The organism is Paenarthrobacter nicotinovorans, from assembly GCF_007670255.1.
GTDB lineage: Bacteria > Actinomycetota > Actinomycetes > Actinomycetales > Micrococcaceae > Arthrobacter > Arthrobacter nicotinovorans_B.
In genome coordinates, this window is record NZ_SZVS01000012.1 from 18,948 (window position 1) to 34,031 (window position 15,084).

Genomic DNA, 15,084 nt, shown 5'->3' on the forward strand with positions numbered 1-15,084 from the left:
GAGGCGGGATGCATAGCGGGCCTCACAACACGCCAACCCACCTTGCGAGGCCCACTCTGCGCCCCAAAACACCCGAATAGCCCGCACAGCAGGCCCCACAACAGGCCAACCCACATTGCGCGGCCCACTCTGCCCCCCGCACAGGAATAGCCCCCACAACGGGGCCCACAACGGGGGATTAAAGTACACGGGGGCTTAAAGTACGACGGCGGCCCGGCGCCTTCCGTGGGGAAGGCACCGGGCCGCCGTCGTACTGCTTGGTGGAGCTTTAGAGCGCTGCGTAAACCTCGCGCAGCAGCGTCGCGGTCTCGGACGGCGTCTTGCCGACCTTCACGCCTGCAGCCTCAAGGGCTTCCTTCTTGGCCTGGGCGGTACCGGCGGAGCCGGAGACGATGGCGCCGGCGTGGCCCATGGTCTTGCCTTCAGGAGCCGTGAAGCCTGCCACGTAGCCGACAACCGGCTTGGTGACGTTGGCCTTGATGAAGTCGGCTGCACGCTCTTCAGCGTCGCCACCGATTTCACCGATCATGACGATGGCCTTGGTCTCCGGGTCGGCTTCGAACGCGGCCAGGGCGTCGATGTGCGTGGTGCCGATGATGGGGTCGCCACCGATGCCGATCGCGGTGGAGAAACCGAGGTCGCGGAGTTCGTACATCATCTGGTAGGTCAAGGTACCGGACTTGGACACGAGGCCGATGGGACCCTTGCCCGTGATGTTTGCCGGGGTGATGCCAACCAGGGCTTCGCCCGGGGTGATGATGCCGGGGCAGTTCGGGCCGATGATACGGGTGATCTGCTTGCCGTCAGCATCCACCTTGGACTGGGCCAGTGCCCAGAATTCGGCGGAGTCCTGAACCGGAACACCTTCCGTGATGACAACAACGAGGCCAATGCCGGCTTCGATTGCTTCAACGACGGCGTCCTTGGTGAATGCCGGCGGAACGAAGACGATGGAGACGTCTGCGCCGGTTTCAGCGATGGCTTCCTTGACGGTGCCGAAGACGTTGATTTCCTTGTCGCCGTGCAGGACCGTGGTACCGGCCTTGCGGGCGTTCACGCCGCCAACAATGTTGGTGCCGGCCTTGAGCATCAGCGCGGTGTGCTTGGTGCCTTCGCCGCCCGTGATGCCCTGAACGATGACCTTGGAGTCTTTGTTGAGGTAGATAGACATTCTCGCGTCCCTTTACTTAGCTGCGTTGGCGAGCTCGGCGGCCTTGTCGGCGCCCTCGTCCATGGTGGCGGCCAGGGTAACCAGCGGGTGGTTGGCCTCGGTCAGGATGCGGCGGCCTTCCTCGACGTTGTTGCCGTCGAGGCGAACTACCAGCGGCTTGTTCGCGGAGGAACCGAGCTCGGCCAGTGCACCCACGATGCCCTTCGCCACAGCGTCACAAGCGGTGATGCCACCGAAGACGTTGACGAAGACGCTCTTGACCTGGGAGTCGCCCAGGATGACGTCCAGGCCGTTGGCCATGACCTCGGCGGAAGCTCCACCACCGATGTCGAGGAAGTTGGCGGGCTTCACGTTGCCGTGGTTTTCGCCAGCGTAGGCAACGACGTCGAGCGTGGACATCACAAGACCGGCGCCATTGCCGATGATGCCAACTTCGCCGTCCAGCTTGACGTAGTTGAGGTCCTGCGCCTTGGCCTTGGCCTCGAGCGGGTCAGCTGCGTCCTTGTCCTCCAGCTCACCGTGGTGAACGTGGCGGAAGTCAGCGTTCTCGTCCAGGGAAACCTTGCCGTCAAGGGCAACGATGTCACCGGCGCCGGTACGGACCAGCGGGTTGACCTCAACGAGCGTGGCGTCTTCCTTCTTGAAGACGTCCCAGAGCTTCAGAATGACGTCGGCGACTTTGCCGCGCAGTTCTTCAGCGAAGCCTGCAGCTTCAACGATCTCGTCAGCCTTGGCCTGGTCGATGCCCACGGCGGGGTCGATGGCGATCTTGGCCAGGGCCTCGGGGCGCTCCACAGCCAACTGCTCGATTTCCATGCCACCTTCAACCGAGCACATGGCCAGGTAGTTGCGGTTCGCACGGTCGAGGAGGACCGAGAAGTAGAATTCTTCAGCAATATCGGCACCCTGGGCGATCATCACCTTGTTGACGGTGTGGCCCTTGATGTCCATGCCCAGGATGTTGGTTGCGTGCTCAAGCGCCTCATCAGCGGACTTGGCAACCTTCACGCCGCCAGCCTTGCCGCGGCCACCGACCTTAACCTGTGCCTTGACGACAGTAACGCCACCGATCTTCTCGGCAGCTGCCTTCGCTTCTTCAGGAGTGTGCGCCACGATGCCGGCGAGCACGGGTACACCGTGCGCTTCGAACATATCGCGCGCCTGATATTCAAACAGGTCCACGGTTTAGTGTCCTTCTACGTCGAAGTAGTTTTCTGTTCAGCCGGGAACCGCGATGACCGCGATAGCCAGCTGCGGAAAGTACGCGGTAACAACCAGGATTGAAGCCGGTCACATTGCGTAAGGTCCTCTCGGAACTTTAGCCCTTTGAGGAGTCCCGCCAGCTACACACTACCTGTTAAGTGAGTAACCTTACACTTCTATCGCATGTAGAAAAACCGCAGGATGACGCGGATTTTGGCTTCGTCAACGGCCCTTTCCGGGCGATCAGAAGCCTTCCTTCAGGCTCCCCCGGACTGTCTTGCCGCCGTCGGAAACCAGCTGGTAGCCCTTGCGGCTGACGAAGAATGCCACGCCCCCTGAGACGTTTCCGCAGGCAACGCCGCCGTTGTACGCCGAGCACCGCAGGCCGTTGCGCTCAATGTTCTGCCCGTCGGCCAGCTCGCGGAGCTTGGAGATGGGGCCGGTGCGGCTGCCCTTGGGCCCGAACTCCGACTCCATTTGTGTTACGCCGGAACGACACGAGCCGTACACGGCCTTGTCCGGAGTCAGGAGCGCCGTACCGCCGAGGTAGCCCAGCCCCGTCCCGGCGCAGTCGTCCGCCATGTCATCAGGCTCAGGCTTGGCGTACGCTGCGAGCTCGCAATGGACGACCGGCACGATCGCGAATTTGTTGTTGGCAGCGTCCGAATAGGAGTTGGCCTCGTAGGGCAGGTTGAGGTGGCCGCCCCGTGAGGACGTCATGGCACACACGATGTTCCGGTCCGCGGCGACGAACGCCGTAACGTCCTCGCCGGCGGCAAGGGTGGTCTGCTCAGAGACCGGAACCTGCTGCAGTTGCTCCAGCGGCGGCAACGGGGCAGGCGGAACGTAGTCGGGGTCCTTGGTGGCGAAGGAGCAACCCGACACCACAACCAGGATCAAAGCGGCCAGGAGCCCCCACACTGTGCGTCGCATGCCACCAATTATGCCGTGCTGCGTCACGCGTCCAGTTTTGTCAGCGGCGCGTAGCGCAACAGCAGGCGCTTCTCGCCGACGTCGAACTTCACCTTGGCGACCGTCTTGTCTCCCGCGCCTTCGACGCCGAGCACCACGCCGTTGCCGAAGCTCGTGTGGTTGACTTTGTCCCCCACAGCGACGGAAATGACTTCCTTTTGCGGCTGGACCCTGTTGCGTGCGACGGCGGCAGGCACGTCGGCGTCGAACCCTGCGGTAGGGCTTGCGGCCTGACCACGGGAGGTTCCGGCGCCCCAGAAGGAACCGCCGTAGCGGTTGGAACCGATGGGAGCGCTGCCCCATCCGCCCGCTTGCCGGCTCATTCCTTCGCGCTTCCACTCCACCAGCTCCGACGGAATCTCTTCCAGGAACTGGCTGGCAGGGTTGTACTGGCTCTGGCCCCACATGCTCCGGACCTCCGAGCGCGTGACGTAGAGCCGTTTCCGCGCACGCGTCAGCCCCACATAGGCCAGGCGTCGCTCTTCGGCGAGTTCCTTGGGATCAGTGGCCGAACGCTGGTGGGGGAAGATGCCGTGCTCCATGCCGGTGAGGAACACCACCGGGAACTCCAGGCCCTTGGCCGTGTGCAGCGTCATGAGGGTGACAACTCCCATGCGCTTGGCCTCTGCCACAGCCGCATCGATGTCGGCACCCGGCGCGTCCGGAATCTGGTCCGCATCTGCCACCAGGGAAACCTGTTCCAGGAATTCGCCCAGCGAACCGTCGGGGTTGTCGCGTTCGTACTCACGGACCACTGCCACCAGTTCGGCGAGGTTCTCCACACGGGACTCGTCCTGCGGATCCGTGCTCGCGCGCAGCCCTGCAAGGTATCCCGTCTGCTCCAGGACGGCTTCGAGTGCCGCAGCGGCACCGGAGCCTGCGGCAACTTCGGCGAGGTCATCCAACAGCTTCACAAAGCCCAGGACGGCGTTGACCGAGCGTGTGGCCATGCCCGGTGCTTGGTCCGCGCGACGGGCAGCGGCCATGAAGGACGTGCGCTCGCGCTCGGCAAGGGCGGCAACGGCGCCCTCGGCACGGTCACCGATTCCGCGTTTGGGTTCGTTCAGCACGCGGCGCAGGTTGACGTCGTCGTCCGGGTTCACCAGGACGCGCAGGTACGCCAGGGCATCCTTGATTTCCTTGCGTTCGTAGAAGCGGGTGCCACCCACCACTTTGTACGGCAGGCCGACACGGACCAGGACGTCTTCAATGGACCGCGACTGCGCGTTGGTCCGGTAGAAGATGGCAACGTCGCCGGGACGAAGCCCTTCCTCGTCCTGCAGCCGGTCGATTTCCTTGGCGATGAACTGGGCTTCGTCGTGCTCATTCTCCCCGACGTAGCCGATGATCTTTTCGCCATCGCCTTCGGCCGTCCACAACCGCTTTTCCTGGCGGTTGGGATTGCGGGAGATCACCGAGTTGGCCGCGCTGAGGATGTTCTGGGTGGAGCGGTAGTTCTGCTCCAGCTTGATGGTCCGTGCGTTCGGGTAGTCGGCCTCGAACTCCACGATGTTCCGGATGTCCGCGCCACGGAAGGCGTAAATGGACTGATCGGAGTCGCCCACCACCGTGAGTTCGCTGGGCTGGACATCCGTGTCGGTCCCGAGCCCTACGATTTCCCGGACCAGCGCGTACTGTGCGTGGTTGGTGTCCTGGTACTCGTCCACCAGGACATGGCGGAAGCGGCGGCGGTAGGACTCCGCGAGCGCGGGGAAGGCCCGGAACATGTAGACGGTTTCAGCGATGAGGTCATCGAAGTCCATGGCGTTGGCTTGGCGCAGCCGCTGGGCGTAGCCCTTGAAGACCTCGGCCACGGCCTGCTCAAAAGGATCGTTGTAGTTCGCCGAGGAAGAGTAGGAATCGGCGTCGATGAGCTCGTTCTTGAGCGCAGAGATTTTGTGCTGGATGGCCTTCGGGGCGAACTTCTTGGGGTCGAGGTCCAGGTTCTTCGCCACGAGCGTGATCAGTCGCAGGGAGTCCGCGGAATCGTAGATGGAGAAGTTGGAGTTCAACCCCACGTTGGCAGCCTCGCGCCGCAGGATGCGGACACAGGAGGAGTGGAAGGTTGAGATCCACATGCCCTTGGCCCGTGCCCCTACCAAGGCTTCGATGCGCTCCCGCATCTCGGCTGCCGCTTTGTTGGTGAAGGTAATGGCCAGGATTTCGCCGTGATGGGCACGCTTGGTGGCTATCAGGTACGCGATCCGGTTACTGAGTACGCGGGTTTTGCCTGAGCCCGCGCCGGCGACGATGAGCAGCGGGCTTCCGGCGTGCTTGACTGCCTCTTCCTGCTGCGGGTTCAGCCCCTGAAGCAAGGCATCCGCGGAAGGAAGCCCGGATGCACCCGAATTGCCCCATCCGCCGGAGGCTGGAGAGTCGCCCTCCTGCAAGCGGGCGCCCGTTGCACCACCACCTGAGCGCGAAAGCTCCGGCGCAGCCTTGACTGCGGCTTTGGTTCCAGCTTTGAAGGGTCCGTCTGCGTAGGGGTCAAACAACATATCCATGGTGCCTACCAGTCTAGGCGGTGCCCCCGACACTATAGAGCCTTGCGTCCACAGCCCGGCTACTGCCGAGGCTCCTCCAGCAACCACCCGCCCGCGGTGAGCCGTTCCCGCAGCCCCAGCCTCGTCAGCGGCTCCGGACCGTCCTGGAACTTCCGCCGTACCGAGGCGAGATGCTTCTTCACGCCGTCCACTGAAATGCCCAGCAATTGCGCTGTCTCGGCCATCGTCCCGGCCGCTCCTCCGAGATACACCGACACCACTTGATGTTCCCTCGCAGACAATTGCGGCTCCCCCATCCCGGCGTCCATGGCCTCAGAGACTTCAGGGGTTACGTAATGCGTACCCTGCGCCGCGCATCTGAGCGCAGTCTCCACCACGCTCGCCGGGGCGGTTTTGGGGATGTAGGCCAGCGCACCGGCCGCCATCGCCTGCCGCATGACAGCCGGGTCCACGACGGAACTGCACACCACCACCTGTGGACCCGACGAAAGGATCGCCTGGATTTTGGCCCGCAGCGGCACTTGGTCGCCGAGCAGGACATCGAGGATAACGACGTCGGACAAGGCACCCAGGCGGGCGGCGGCGTCGGCCCACGAGGTGTAGCGGCCAACCACGCGAATACCAGTGGTGTTGTCCTGAAGCCACTGGGAAAGCCCCTCCAGCAGGACCGCATGGTCTTCCACGATGTCCACCTCGATGGTGGGTTGGGACACCGGGTATCGCATTTTTATCGGTCCTCCGCGCATATGATGCTGCCTAAGTGGTCATCTTATTCCGATGACAGGTTTTGGGGAGACATTCATGGGGGCATGGATAACGCGGCTGGCAGCGCAGCGGAAAGCGGTGGAGCGCTCGGACCTGTTGGCCCGGTCCGGGACAGTAATGAGCTTTGTCTTCGTTGCGGCCTCGTGGCTATACCTGTTCCCCATCATGGATGGTCCCTTGTGGCACCGGGCCCTTGCCTGGGCAATCGTGACCACGCTGGTGCTGTGCTTCGTGGTGATGCTGCTCAGCGACGTCTGGCCGCTCCGGCTGATGATTGTGGCCGGGCTGATCATCTTGTCGGAGCTCCTTGCAGGTGTTGCCTACCGCCAGGATTCGGATTCGCTGTTGTTGGCGCACAGTCTGCTCATCGGTGCCAGCTCCACCGTTGCCTTGTCATTGCGCGGCACATGGAAGTCCGGAGTCTTTACGGGTCTGCTGGGCATCATGGTTTTCGGGCATACCTTGGCGACATCCATGATGCACCACCTTGGGCCCACGACATTCCTGATCCTTCTTGGATTCTGGCTCATCATGCTTGCCATCCGACATTCGGCCCCCAGGGCCCTGGATGTCTATCTGCGCGACCAGGCTGTCAAGGCTGAGTCCCTGGCCGCCCAGGCAGTTGCCCGGGACCGGATCAACGCAGCATCCCAGGACGCCCGGCAAATCCACGACACCGTGCTCAGGGGACTCACCCTCCTGGCCAGGGGTGGCGCCGGTGTGGCGCCGGAGGACTTCCGGGGCATGATCGCACCGGCAGCTTACGACGACGGCGGGGCACCCGCGCGAAACGTCGGCGCCCTTGGGACCGCATCCGTGGGGGACGCCGGGCAGGTGACGATCCGCCCGGCCGGCCGCCTTGCCGTCGTCGAGCCCTCCACAGGCACCGAGGTGACTTCCTTGCTGAAGGCGCGTGCCCGCGAACACAGCCGGGACGGTTTCTGCGTGGACGTCTTCGGCGAGGGCGGGTCATTGCCTCCGGATGTTGGGCTGGCTGTGGCCGACGCAGCCGGGGAATGCATGGTCAACGCAGCGCGGCACGCCGGGAGCGACCACGTGGATGTGCTCGTCTCCCGAACGGGTCCCCTGGTGTCGGTATTGGTCAGCGATGCAGGCTGCGGCTTCGATGCCGGGTCCCTCCCGCCGGAGAGTTTTGGTGTCCGCCATTCGGTGATTGAGCGGATGACGGAGGTAGGAGGAAGGGTCAGGCTGTTGTCGACGCCGGGACGAGGAACGACGGTGGTCCTCGAAGTAGAGGCAGCATGAGCCGGATCTTTCCAGAGAGTACAGGCACTGCAACCGGACCACTGTTCCTGTCCCGGGGCGTGCTGGTAACGGCCAGTGCGACGCTGTGGATCTTATCGGCCATGACCCAAGCAGGGTCCTTGGACGGGACCAGCCTGGATGACTCCAGGCTTGCCTCGGTCGCCTTCGACCTCGCAGGCTGCGTGATAGCCATCCTGGCATCGGCCCCCACAACCGCCCGGCGGCATCTTCCCCTGTTGCGCCTGCTCTGGCTTGCCAGCTCCATTGGTTCGGGCATCATGACGGCCCAAGTGGTGACGTTGTCCTCGGGCTACCTCGCGCTCGCGTTCAACGTCATGCTGGGGACGGCCCTGGTCTTCTTGGTCTGCCTGCGATGGGACCTGCTGGGATTCATGCTTCTTTCCGCTGCGAACTCCCTCTTGAGCAGTGCCTATTACGCCATTACCCCCCGTTTCGGTTCCGGGGAGGGCTTGTTGATTTTCTTCATTACCCTCATCCCCGGGCTGTTGGGAGTCCTGATCGTGGTGGGTATCCGCAGCCGCATGGAGGAGCAGATGGCCCGGCATGTCTCCCAGTCTCTGGCCACACTGACCCGACAGGCCGATAGCCTCGACTCGGCCCGCACGGACGAGCTGTCCGCCACGCACCGTCAGATCGAGGACCTCTTTGCCAGGGCGGCCCGGAGTGAAGGCCGCACTCTGGGTCCGGACCTGGCCGCGGAGGCCCAATTGCTGGCATCCCGGTTGCGTGCACAGCTGATGGTGGCCCAGAGCAGCAACTGGTTCAATGAGTCCCTGGTGCTGGCGGGTCTTGATTCCAGGGTCTCAGTTGCTGCACAGCCGGACCTCCTGCAACGCATTCCGCAGGCGCATCGCCCCGCGTTCCTCTCGGTGACCATGCTTCTCGCGACGCCCGTTCCCCACCCGGGGCACAACGCCGCCGAGGCACCAGGCAGGTTGCACGTCTACGTGGAGCCGGATATCGGGGAACGGGTGCTGATCACGTGGAGAGTGACCAACCTCGATCCCGCACGCTGCACCCCTGCCCTGTGGAGTGAGGTCGATTCGCTGGGGGTCCCACGTGTACACACGGACCCTGGAGGAGCAAGCGTGATGGTCCATATCAAGGCACCCAAGCTATGGTGACGCGGCTGGTGGTGGTGGACCGGCACCAACTGATGATCGACACACTGGATGCCTGGTTGCGCCGAAATGCGCCGGACCTGGTGGTCGCGGCAGGCTTCGCCACCGTTCCAACCCATCTCCAACAGGACGCCTGGACCAGCTTGTCCGCGACCGTGGCGGTCCTGGGAACCCTTGACCACCGCGCAGACCTTGTCCCCGCAGTCGGTCATCTGGTCCGGACGGGCTTACGTGTGGTGGTCCTGGCTACGGCCCTGGACCCGTGGGATGCCGAAGCAGTCCGCTCTGCCGGAGCCCTGGGCTACGTTCCCAAAGCGGCGGGGCCCGAGCACACGGAGTCGGCCCTCCGTGCGGCCGCCGCCGGACAGCAGTACGTGCATCCTGATGCCGTGGGCCACATGGCGGACAGCACGCCGGAACGCGTCAAGCTGTCACCGCGCGAGCAACGCCTCGCCGAGCTCTATCTCGGCGGCGATCCGCTGCCCGTGCGCGGAGTGGCCGACGCCATGGGCATCAGCGAACAGACCGTCAAGGCCCATCTGCACAGGATCCGGCAGCGCTATGCCACCGCGGGCGTCAAAGTGGGCAACGTCATCAGCCTGCGCAAGCAGCTAACCACTGACGGCTGGATCAGCTGAGCCTTGCTGTGCCTTGGCCCGCCGGCCCCTGCGTTTTCGCGCCGGCTCCTTCTGTGGCGCGGAGGCGAGGAGACTGATCAACGCGACCAGCAGTGGGCCGCACAGAGCTGCCATGAAGCCGGCGATGACCATGTGTTTGTAGATCTCGGACTGGCCCCCGTTGAGCATGACCGCCCAGAACTGCAACCAGCATCCCAGCACCATGACCACGGCCAACCGACCCACGGCGCTCCGCTTCCGGAAAGCCACAGCCAGGCCCAACAGCAGGGTCACCAGCTGCATCCCGACAAAGACCACTGGCGCGGCCTTCAGTGCGCTGAACACGCCCAGGACAACGGGGAAACGCCGTTCTTTCTCGTACGGTCCATGCCCGGAGCCTTCGAGGTAGGAGCCAACATAGCCCAGTTCCGGTGTCAGCATGGCCGTGATGCCCCGTTCACCCATGGTGATGAGCCGTTCGGGATGCGTGGCGTAAAAACCGGCGATGGTACCCAGGCTGATCTTCTCCTGGAACTGGTGGTACAGCGGGTTGTGCACGGCTGAGCGCGTTGAGTCCACGGTGGTGTCCATGGCATTGATGAAACTGCTGTCCAACCCCAGCCATTCCAGGTCCGCCTCGGGGGTGGGGCTGTACGGGAGAAGCTCCACGAACACAGCGTTGTAGAGGTTTACCTCGGAGAACCTCTTGGGCTGGGCGTTGATGAAGCCTGCCGAGAACGCAGCGATCACCAGGATCGCCGTCGCCGGCAGCAACCATGTCCGCCAGCGCGGACGCCGGGCGGCCGCAGCAGAAGGTTCGACGGCGGTCGCGTCACCTTCAGCCGCGCCGGGACGCCACGGCTGCCAGAGCAGCGCCAAGGCCACGACGGGCAGCCACGAGACCAGCTGCGTCTTGGCTGAAAAGGTGAACACGGTGGCGAGGACAACGAAAAGTACAGCCAGCCACTGGGGTCCGCGTCCGTTCCAGTAGTGGAGCAACGCCACGGACACGGCCAGGATGCCCAGGAAGGCCGCGGCCTCGCTGTAAGGCGAGATGAAGAAGTCAGCAAAGATTCCGTCCGCCATCACCACCGTCACCAGCCCTGCGATCAGGACGCGGAACCAGGCCCGACCCGGCAGTACGTTGACCAGCGCCGCGATCAACAGCCCGAACACTGCGCAGCAGACAATGCCAACCGCACGGGTATCGAGCCCCTCCCCCCAGCCCAGCAACGGGGTCAACAGCTTCCCCAGCCACAAGAACAGCAGCTGGGAAGAATAGTAGGGCTCTCCAGTGCCGCTGGCTCCACAGCCTTCGCCGTAGTACGTATGGGGAACCCAGCTTGGGTGGATGTACTTTGTGAATTCGGCGTAGTCCCACGGGCGTTGGTTCATCACTCCCAAGGAGCACACCAAGCTGTGCCCGTCGCCTTGGTCACCCATGCCGACAGGTTCGGGAACCAGCAACCGCACCATCATGAGGGCAGCCGACACCAGTCCGGCGATCAGGGCCACCCCTGGGACGGGACCCAGATGCAATGCCCCGGGCCCGAACGTCCTCGCGAGGAAGCGGGCCACACTCCCTATCGGCCGGGCTTTGTTCAGCTCCCGGCCGCGCACCGGGGCGGGAGCGAACACTTCCGTGGGTTCGCTGGTACGTTCACGAAGTCCGGTCGCGTCCTCAACCATTGCTTGTCACTCCCCCGGTCCCAGGGGCGTGCACAGGTGCCAGGCTACCGGTCGTCAGTGCCAGCGGCTGGCCAGGTTCTTGAAGGCCCGCAGGGGCCACCGCGCACCGGATGGTTCGTGCAGTGCCCACGGCGCGGATGACGGGGTGGACGCTTATGCCTGGGGGCATCTTTTCACTCTTCAGGAACTCCAGGGCGTAGGGAAGGCAGCGGGCTTCCCGCGCCTCGGGTGTTGCCAGCGACGCGTCCTGCGCCACCCAGGCGCTGATGTCCTCGGCGGTGTGGGGTTCCGAGCACGGAACGTCCGCCCCATCCTCGGAAAGGACGCCATCCTTGAGTTCCTGCCGGTAGCAGAGCCGTACAACGGCGGAGTTCGGCCCGGCCAGCGCACCCTTGAGGTCAAGGCCCGTTTCCTGGGGCGTTCCGTGTTGGTCCGTCAGGGCGACGTCGCAGCGAACCGATCGGGCGCCCGCTGCCCATGCGTCGCGGCTTGGGAAGTAGCTGGTGACCGTCAGCCCGGTAGTTGCATCCCTGGTGGACGCCGAGAGATAGGTGCGCAGGTCCTCAACGGTGCACACTCTCCTGCCGACAGCCTTGAGTTGCTGTTGGCTGGGGCGTGCTTCCTGGCTGGCCAGGGGTTCGGGGAATTTTGTGACCAGGAACGTCTGGGTGGTGTGGGGATCGCTGCAGGGCACGGGCGGCCGGGATTCGCTCGCGGCATCGAATTCCTCCGGCGAGAACACCGCGTGGCACAGCCCGGCTTCCGGAGTGGCCGTGTCCACACCTGGCTGCGGCTGCTCACATGCTGAGAGTGTTGAGATCAAAACCGCAGCGGCCACCATGACCCCTGCGCGGAACGGGCTACGACGACGCACGCCGGCCCTTGCCCTGCGCAGCCGGCCGGCTCTTGCGGACGACGGCGGCCCGGACCAGGACGATGATGGCGGCCACGAACCCGAAAATCACCACGAAGGAACCCAGGAAGTGATGCATGAGGTCAAAACCCTGCTGACCCCAGCTTTGCTGCGCGGCTGCGATCATGAAATAGCGGGTTGCGTTGCTGATGCACACGATGACCAGGGCGATGATGGCGGCTGGCATGAGCCGGGATACCGGGATGCGTCCCATCAGGAAGAAGATCCCGGCCAAGCCCGCGACCGGGGCCAGCAGGACCGCGCTGGAGCACAGTCCTGTCACTTGCAGGGCAAGCGGCTGGCCACCGCCCACGTTGTGGAAAATGATGTCGTCCACGCTGTATGACGCGCCGCCGAGTACGCCGTCGAAAATCGCGGACATGAGCCACGCTTCGGCGAACCGGATGTGTTCCTGCTGCAGCATCGCAGCTGCTGCAGCAGCGATGAAAAGCAACCCGATGAGTCCCCCGCCGCGTGCCTTTCGCACCGGGATGGCCCGGGGTCCTGAGGGAATGCTGATGTTGCCGGCTTCGGCGCTCATGGCCACTACGCTTCCTTCGCTAGGAGTTTGACGTCAGCTTCCTGGTTGCGGCGGGTCTTGGCCCACCCCTGCCGGCCGGTGATGAGGCGGTAGGTTGCCCTCAGCACCGTGACGTAGTTCTGATACATGTAAAGCCAGTAGCCGAAGCCCCAGAGCACCCCCACCATGAAGTTCTTCTCCGGCGTGACCTGCTTCCTGTACACCAGGCCCCACAACGCGAAAGGCAGCACGCCCGTGGCAAAAATCAGGGGAATGATGAACCATGCCGCGCTAATCCAGGCGCCGAAGCTGCCCATGGTCAGCGAACCCTGCGCCACCATGGTGATGAAGAGCGTAGGCCAGAGGACCAGGCCAAGAATCTGGATGAAGGGCTGGACCAGGAAGTAGCTGGATTCGATGGCGCCGACGTTGCTGAAGTAGGGCGATTCGAAGATCCGCTTCAGGTACACGCTGCACTGCATGCCGCCGTGGCACCACCGGGTGCGCTGCGTCAGGAGGCGACGCAGGTCAGGGAGCGCTTCCTGGGCCACGTGGGTGTCGTGCATGTAGACGGTCTTGTAGCCGCCAAGCATGATGTGGATGGCGAGTTCGTAGTCTTCCAGGAGCGCCCCATGCCACGGTTGTCCGGACGTTTTGGCAATGACGTCCAGGGCGGAAAGACGCGTGAACTGGCCGTTTCCTCCCAGGCCGACCGTCAGCGTGTGGCGCCTGAGCGACTGCATGGCAGCGATGGTGGTACGGAATTCCATGTCCTGCATCAGCACCAGATACCGTCCAAAGGACTTCTTGAGGCGCTGCAGCCCGGTGCCACCCTCGAGGGTGGGGTCCTGCAGGTTGGACATCCAGACGGCGGTTTGGGCAGCTCCGACTTCGGGGTCGCCGAAGGCGAGCGGGCCGGCCGCCTGACGGAACGCGTTGTCGGCAAGGTGGCCATCGGCGTCGACCACCAGGACAATCACCGAAGACCGGTCGACGTCGGCCGGGAGCCAAGCGTCCAGGGTGCGGTAGGCGGCGTTCAGTGCGTCGCCTTTGCCGGTACGTGCCAGGGGGCGCCGCCGGCGCACCAGGTGGATCATGGAGTCGCGCGTCGAGGCGGCGTCGACGATACCGGCGGTACCGTCGTCGCTGTCATCATCGACAACCCAGACGTGGGCTTCGGGAAATTGCTTGCGCAGCAGTCCCAGGGTCTCGCCGATCACCACCTCTTCGTCCCGGCACGGAATGAACACATGCCACGAGAAAGAGCCGGGATCTCCTTCGGGATCGGGTTTGCGCCGGAGGAAGGGCACCAGAATCACCAGGATGTACGAAAGAAAAACCACCAGGAGCACAAAAGCCAGCGCCTGTGCGGATTCGAGTACCGACATTTACTTCCGATGCTTGGGCGAGGGCTGGAAAGCCCGGGAAAAATGGGGTGGCGGGACGGCCCGGAAAGAGCCGTCCCGCCGATGGTATTATGCGTTGGGATCCGTTCCCCGCTTTGCCGCTTTGAGCCTGCTGTTGCGCAGGACTACAAAACCGGTGATCAGCAGGGCGACCCCCACCAGGATGACCCAACCGAGGGTTGGGGCACCGGTGACAGCCAGCGTGGTACCGCCTGCGGCCGTGCCGCCGGCAGTCCAGTTATTGCCGTACATTGACAGTTCTCCTTTCGCCGTTGCGTGGTCGCCGGAGCGATCAGGCAGCGGCTGCCGCAGTGCGGCGGCGTGAGCGGACGAACAGCCAGCTGAGCAGTGCCAGGAGGGCCACGCCGCCGGTGATCGCCATGGTGTCGGTGTTGACCAGCGGGATCGCCGCTGCGTCAAGGTTGGGTCCAACGGTCGCGTTGGCCAGGTTGACGGTGGCGATGGAGCCCCCGGCAACAGCGACCTGCAGGGCGCGCTGGGTGAAGGCGCCCGACGGTGCGGTTTCCTGGACGTTGACCTTGGCCGAAACCAGGGCGGTCAGTGCGGTGCTCAAAGGAGCCACGATGCTTGTTGCGAGGGCACCCGTCACGCCGTTCAACGTTGCGGTCAGGGCAGCGAGGGCAGGTGCAGCGGCGAGCTGGGCGATCGGTCCGAGGCCGTTGACGGCGGTCGTGGCGGTTGCCAGGGTGCTGCTCACGACGGAGGTCAGCTTGTTGGCAACAGCCTGCGGCAGGAACGAGATGAGGTCGGTTCCGGCCGGCAGGGAGTTCAGGTCTGCGACGCCGGCGACAGCCAGGAGGTCGGCCTCCGTGATGGAGATGGTCCCACCGGCCACCGGGTTGGCCACCGTGACGCCCAAGGGGGGTCAGGATGGCGTTGGCCGTGTTGATCGCGG

At 64.2% G+C, this 15,084-nt stretch carries 14 protein-coding genes; 3 read left to right on the top strand and 11 right to left on the bottom strand.

Going from position 1 to position 15,084, the window contains the following annotated elements; genetic code table 11:
* Positions 1–268 precede the first annotated feature (268 nt).
* From sucD to FDP28_RS16635, 5 genes are all read right to left on the bottom strand, one after another.
* A complete protein-coding gene (sucD, locus tag FDP28_RS16615) occupies positions 269–1,171 on the bottom strand; it encodes a succinate--CoA ligase subunit alpha (RefSeq protein ID WP_144662653.1) in 903 nt (300 codons plus the stop codon).
* 12 nt (positions 1,172–1,183) lie between these two features.
* Positions 1,184–2,353: an ADP-forming succinate--CoA ligase subunit beta gene (gene sucC / locus FDP28_RS16620; protein ID WP_144662654.1), complete on the bottom strand. Its 1,170-nt coding sequence runs from the start codon at positions 2,351–2,353 to the stop codon at positions 1,184–1,186.
* A gap of 264 nt (positions 2,354–2,617) precedes the next feature.
* A complete protein-coding gene (locus FDP28_RS16625) occupies positions 2,618–3,307 on the bottom strand; it encodes a hypothetical protein (protein WP_144662655.1) in 690 nt (229 codons plus the stop codon).
* Between the two features lie 23 nt (positions 3,308–3,330).
* Positions 3,331–5,850 (bottom strand): DNA helicase PcrA, encoded by a 2,520-nt coding sequence (pcrA, locus tag FDP28_RS16630; protein ID WP_144662656.1) that lies wholly within the window; start codon positions 5,848–5,850, stop codon positions 3,331–3,333.
* 59 nt (positions 5,851–5,909) lie between these two features.
* Positions 5,910–6,563, bottom strand: coding sequence for a response regulator transcription factor (locus FDP28_RS16635; protein ID WP_186313664.1), 654 nt, complete (start codon positions 6,561–6,563; stop codon positions 5,910–5,912).
* An 88-nt stretch (positions 6,564–6,651) separates the two neighbouring features.
* On the opposite strand from FDP28_RS16635, the gene FDP28_RS16640 reads away from it, so the two are divergent.
* Genes FDP28_RS16640 through FDP28_RS16650 form a run of 3 tightly spaced genes read left to right on the top strand, consistent with a single transcriptional unit; the run spans position 6,652 to position 9,661 of the window.
* Positions 6,652–7,881, top strand: a complete 1,230-nt coding sequence (locus FDP28_RS16640) for a sensor histidine kinase (RefSeq protein ID WP_186313665.1) — start codon at positions 6,652–6,654, stop codon at positions 7,879–7,881.
* Complete coding sequence (locus tag FDP28_RS16645; RefSeq protein WP_144662659.1) at positions 7,878–9,026, top strand: hypothetical protein; 1,149 nt, start codon at positions 7,878–7,880, stop codon at positions 9,024–9,026. Before FDP28_RS16640 ends, FDP28_RS16645 begins: the two co-directional genes overlap by 4 nt.
* Positions 9,020–9,661, top strand: coding sequence for a response regulator transcription factor (locus FDP28_RS16650; protein WP_144662660.1), 642 nt, complete (start codon positions 9,020–9,022; stop codon positions 9,659–9,661). Before FDP28_RS16645 ends, FDP28_RS16650 begins: the two co-directional genes overlap by 7 nt.
* Here FDP28_RS16650 and wsfD read toward each other — a convergent pair.
* From wsfD to FDP28_RS20860, 6 genes are all read right to left on the bottom strand, one after another.
* Positions 9,635–11,329: a glycan biosynthesis hexose transferase WsfD gene (wsfD, locus tag FDP28_RS16655; RefSeq protein ID WP_144662661.1), complete on the bottom strand. Its 1,695-nt coding sequence runs from the start codon at positions 11,327–11,329 to the stop codon at positions 9,635–9,637. The two genes, FDP28_RS16650 and wsfD, sit on opposite strands and share 27 nt — an antisense overlap.
* On the bottom strand, positions 11,322–12,203 hold the full coding sequence (locus FDP28_RS16660) for a septum formation family protein (RefSeq protein ID WP_144662662.1): 882 nt from the start codon (positions 12,201–12,203) through the stop codon (positions 11,322–11,324). Before FDP28_RS16660 ends, wsfD begins: the two co-directional genes overlap by 8 nt.
* Entirely contained in the window at positions 12,190–12,783 is a 594-nt protein-coding gene (xrtS, locus tag FDP28_RS16665) for an exosortase S (RefSeq protein ID WP_144662663.1), read from the bottom strand. Before xrtS ends, FDP28_RS16660 begins: the two co-directional genes overlap by 14 nt.
* 5 nt (positions 12,784–12,788) lie before the next feature.
* Complete coding sequence (locus FDP28_RS16670) at positions 12,789–14,150, bottom strand: glycosyltransferase (protein ID WP_144662664.1); 1,362 nt, start codon at positions 14,148–14,150, stop codon at positions 12,789–12,791.
* Between the two features lie 87 nt (positions 14,151–14,237).
* Positions 14,238–14,420, bottom strand: a complete 183-nt coding sequence (locus tag FDP28_RS16675; RefSeq protein ID WP_144662665.1) for a peptidase — start codon at positions 14,418–14,420, stop codon at positions 14,238–14,240.
* A 40-nt stretch (positions 14,421–14,460) separates the two neighbouring features.
* Entirely contained in the window at positions 14,461–15,048 is a 588-nt protein-coding gene (locus FDP28_RS20860; RefSeq protein ID WP_260842508.1) for a PVV-CTERM domain-containing choice-of-anchor G protein, read from the bottom strand.
* Positions 15,049–15,084 lie beyond the last annotated feature (36 nt).

Coding starts and splice junctions, on each gene's coding strand:
- wsfD (WP_144662661.1), bottom strand. CDS start 11,329: ATGGTTGAGGACGCGACCGGACTTCGTGAACGTACCAGCGAACCCACG.
- FDP28_RS16670 (WP_144662664.1), bottom strand. CDS start 14,150: ATGTCGGTACTCGAATCCGCACAGGCGCTGGCTTTTGTGCTCCTGGTG.
- sucD (WP_144662653.1), bottom strand. CDS start 1,171: ATGTCTATCTACCTCAACAAAGACTCCAAGGTCATCGTTCAGGGCATC.
- FDP28_RS16650 (WP_144662660.1), top strand. CDS start 9,020: ATGGTGACGCGGCTGGTGGTGGTGGACCGGCACCAACTGATGATCGAC.
- FDP28_RS16645 (WP_144662659.1), top strand. CDS start 7,878: ATGAGCCGGATCTTTCCAGAGAGTACAGGCACTGCAACCGGACCACTG.
- xrtS (WP_144662663.1), bottom strand. CDS start 12,783: ATGAGCGCCGAAGCCGGCAACATCAGCATTCCCTCAGGACCCCGGGCC.
- FDP28_RS16640 (WP_186313665.1), top strand. CDS start 6,652: ATGGGGGCATGGATAACGCGGCTGGCAGCGCAGCGGAAAGCGGTGGAG.
- pcrA (WP_144662656.1), bottom strand. CDS start 5,850: ATGGATATGTTGTTTGACCCCTACGCAGACGGACCCTTCAAAGCTGGA.
- FDP28_RS16625 (WP_144662655.1), bottom strand. CDS start 3,307: ATGCGACGCACAGTGTGGGGGCTCCTGGCCGCTTTGATCCTGGTTGTG.
- FDP28_RS16675 (WP_144662665.1), bottom strand. CDS start 14,420: ATGTACGGCAATAACTGGACTGCCGGCGGCACGGCCGCAGGCGGTACC.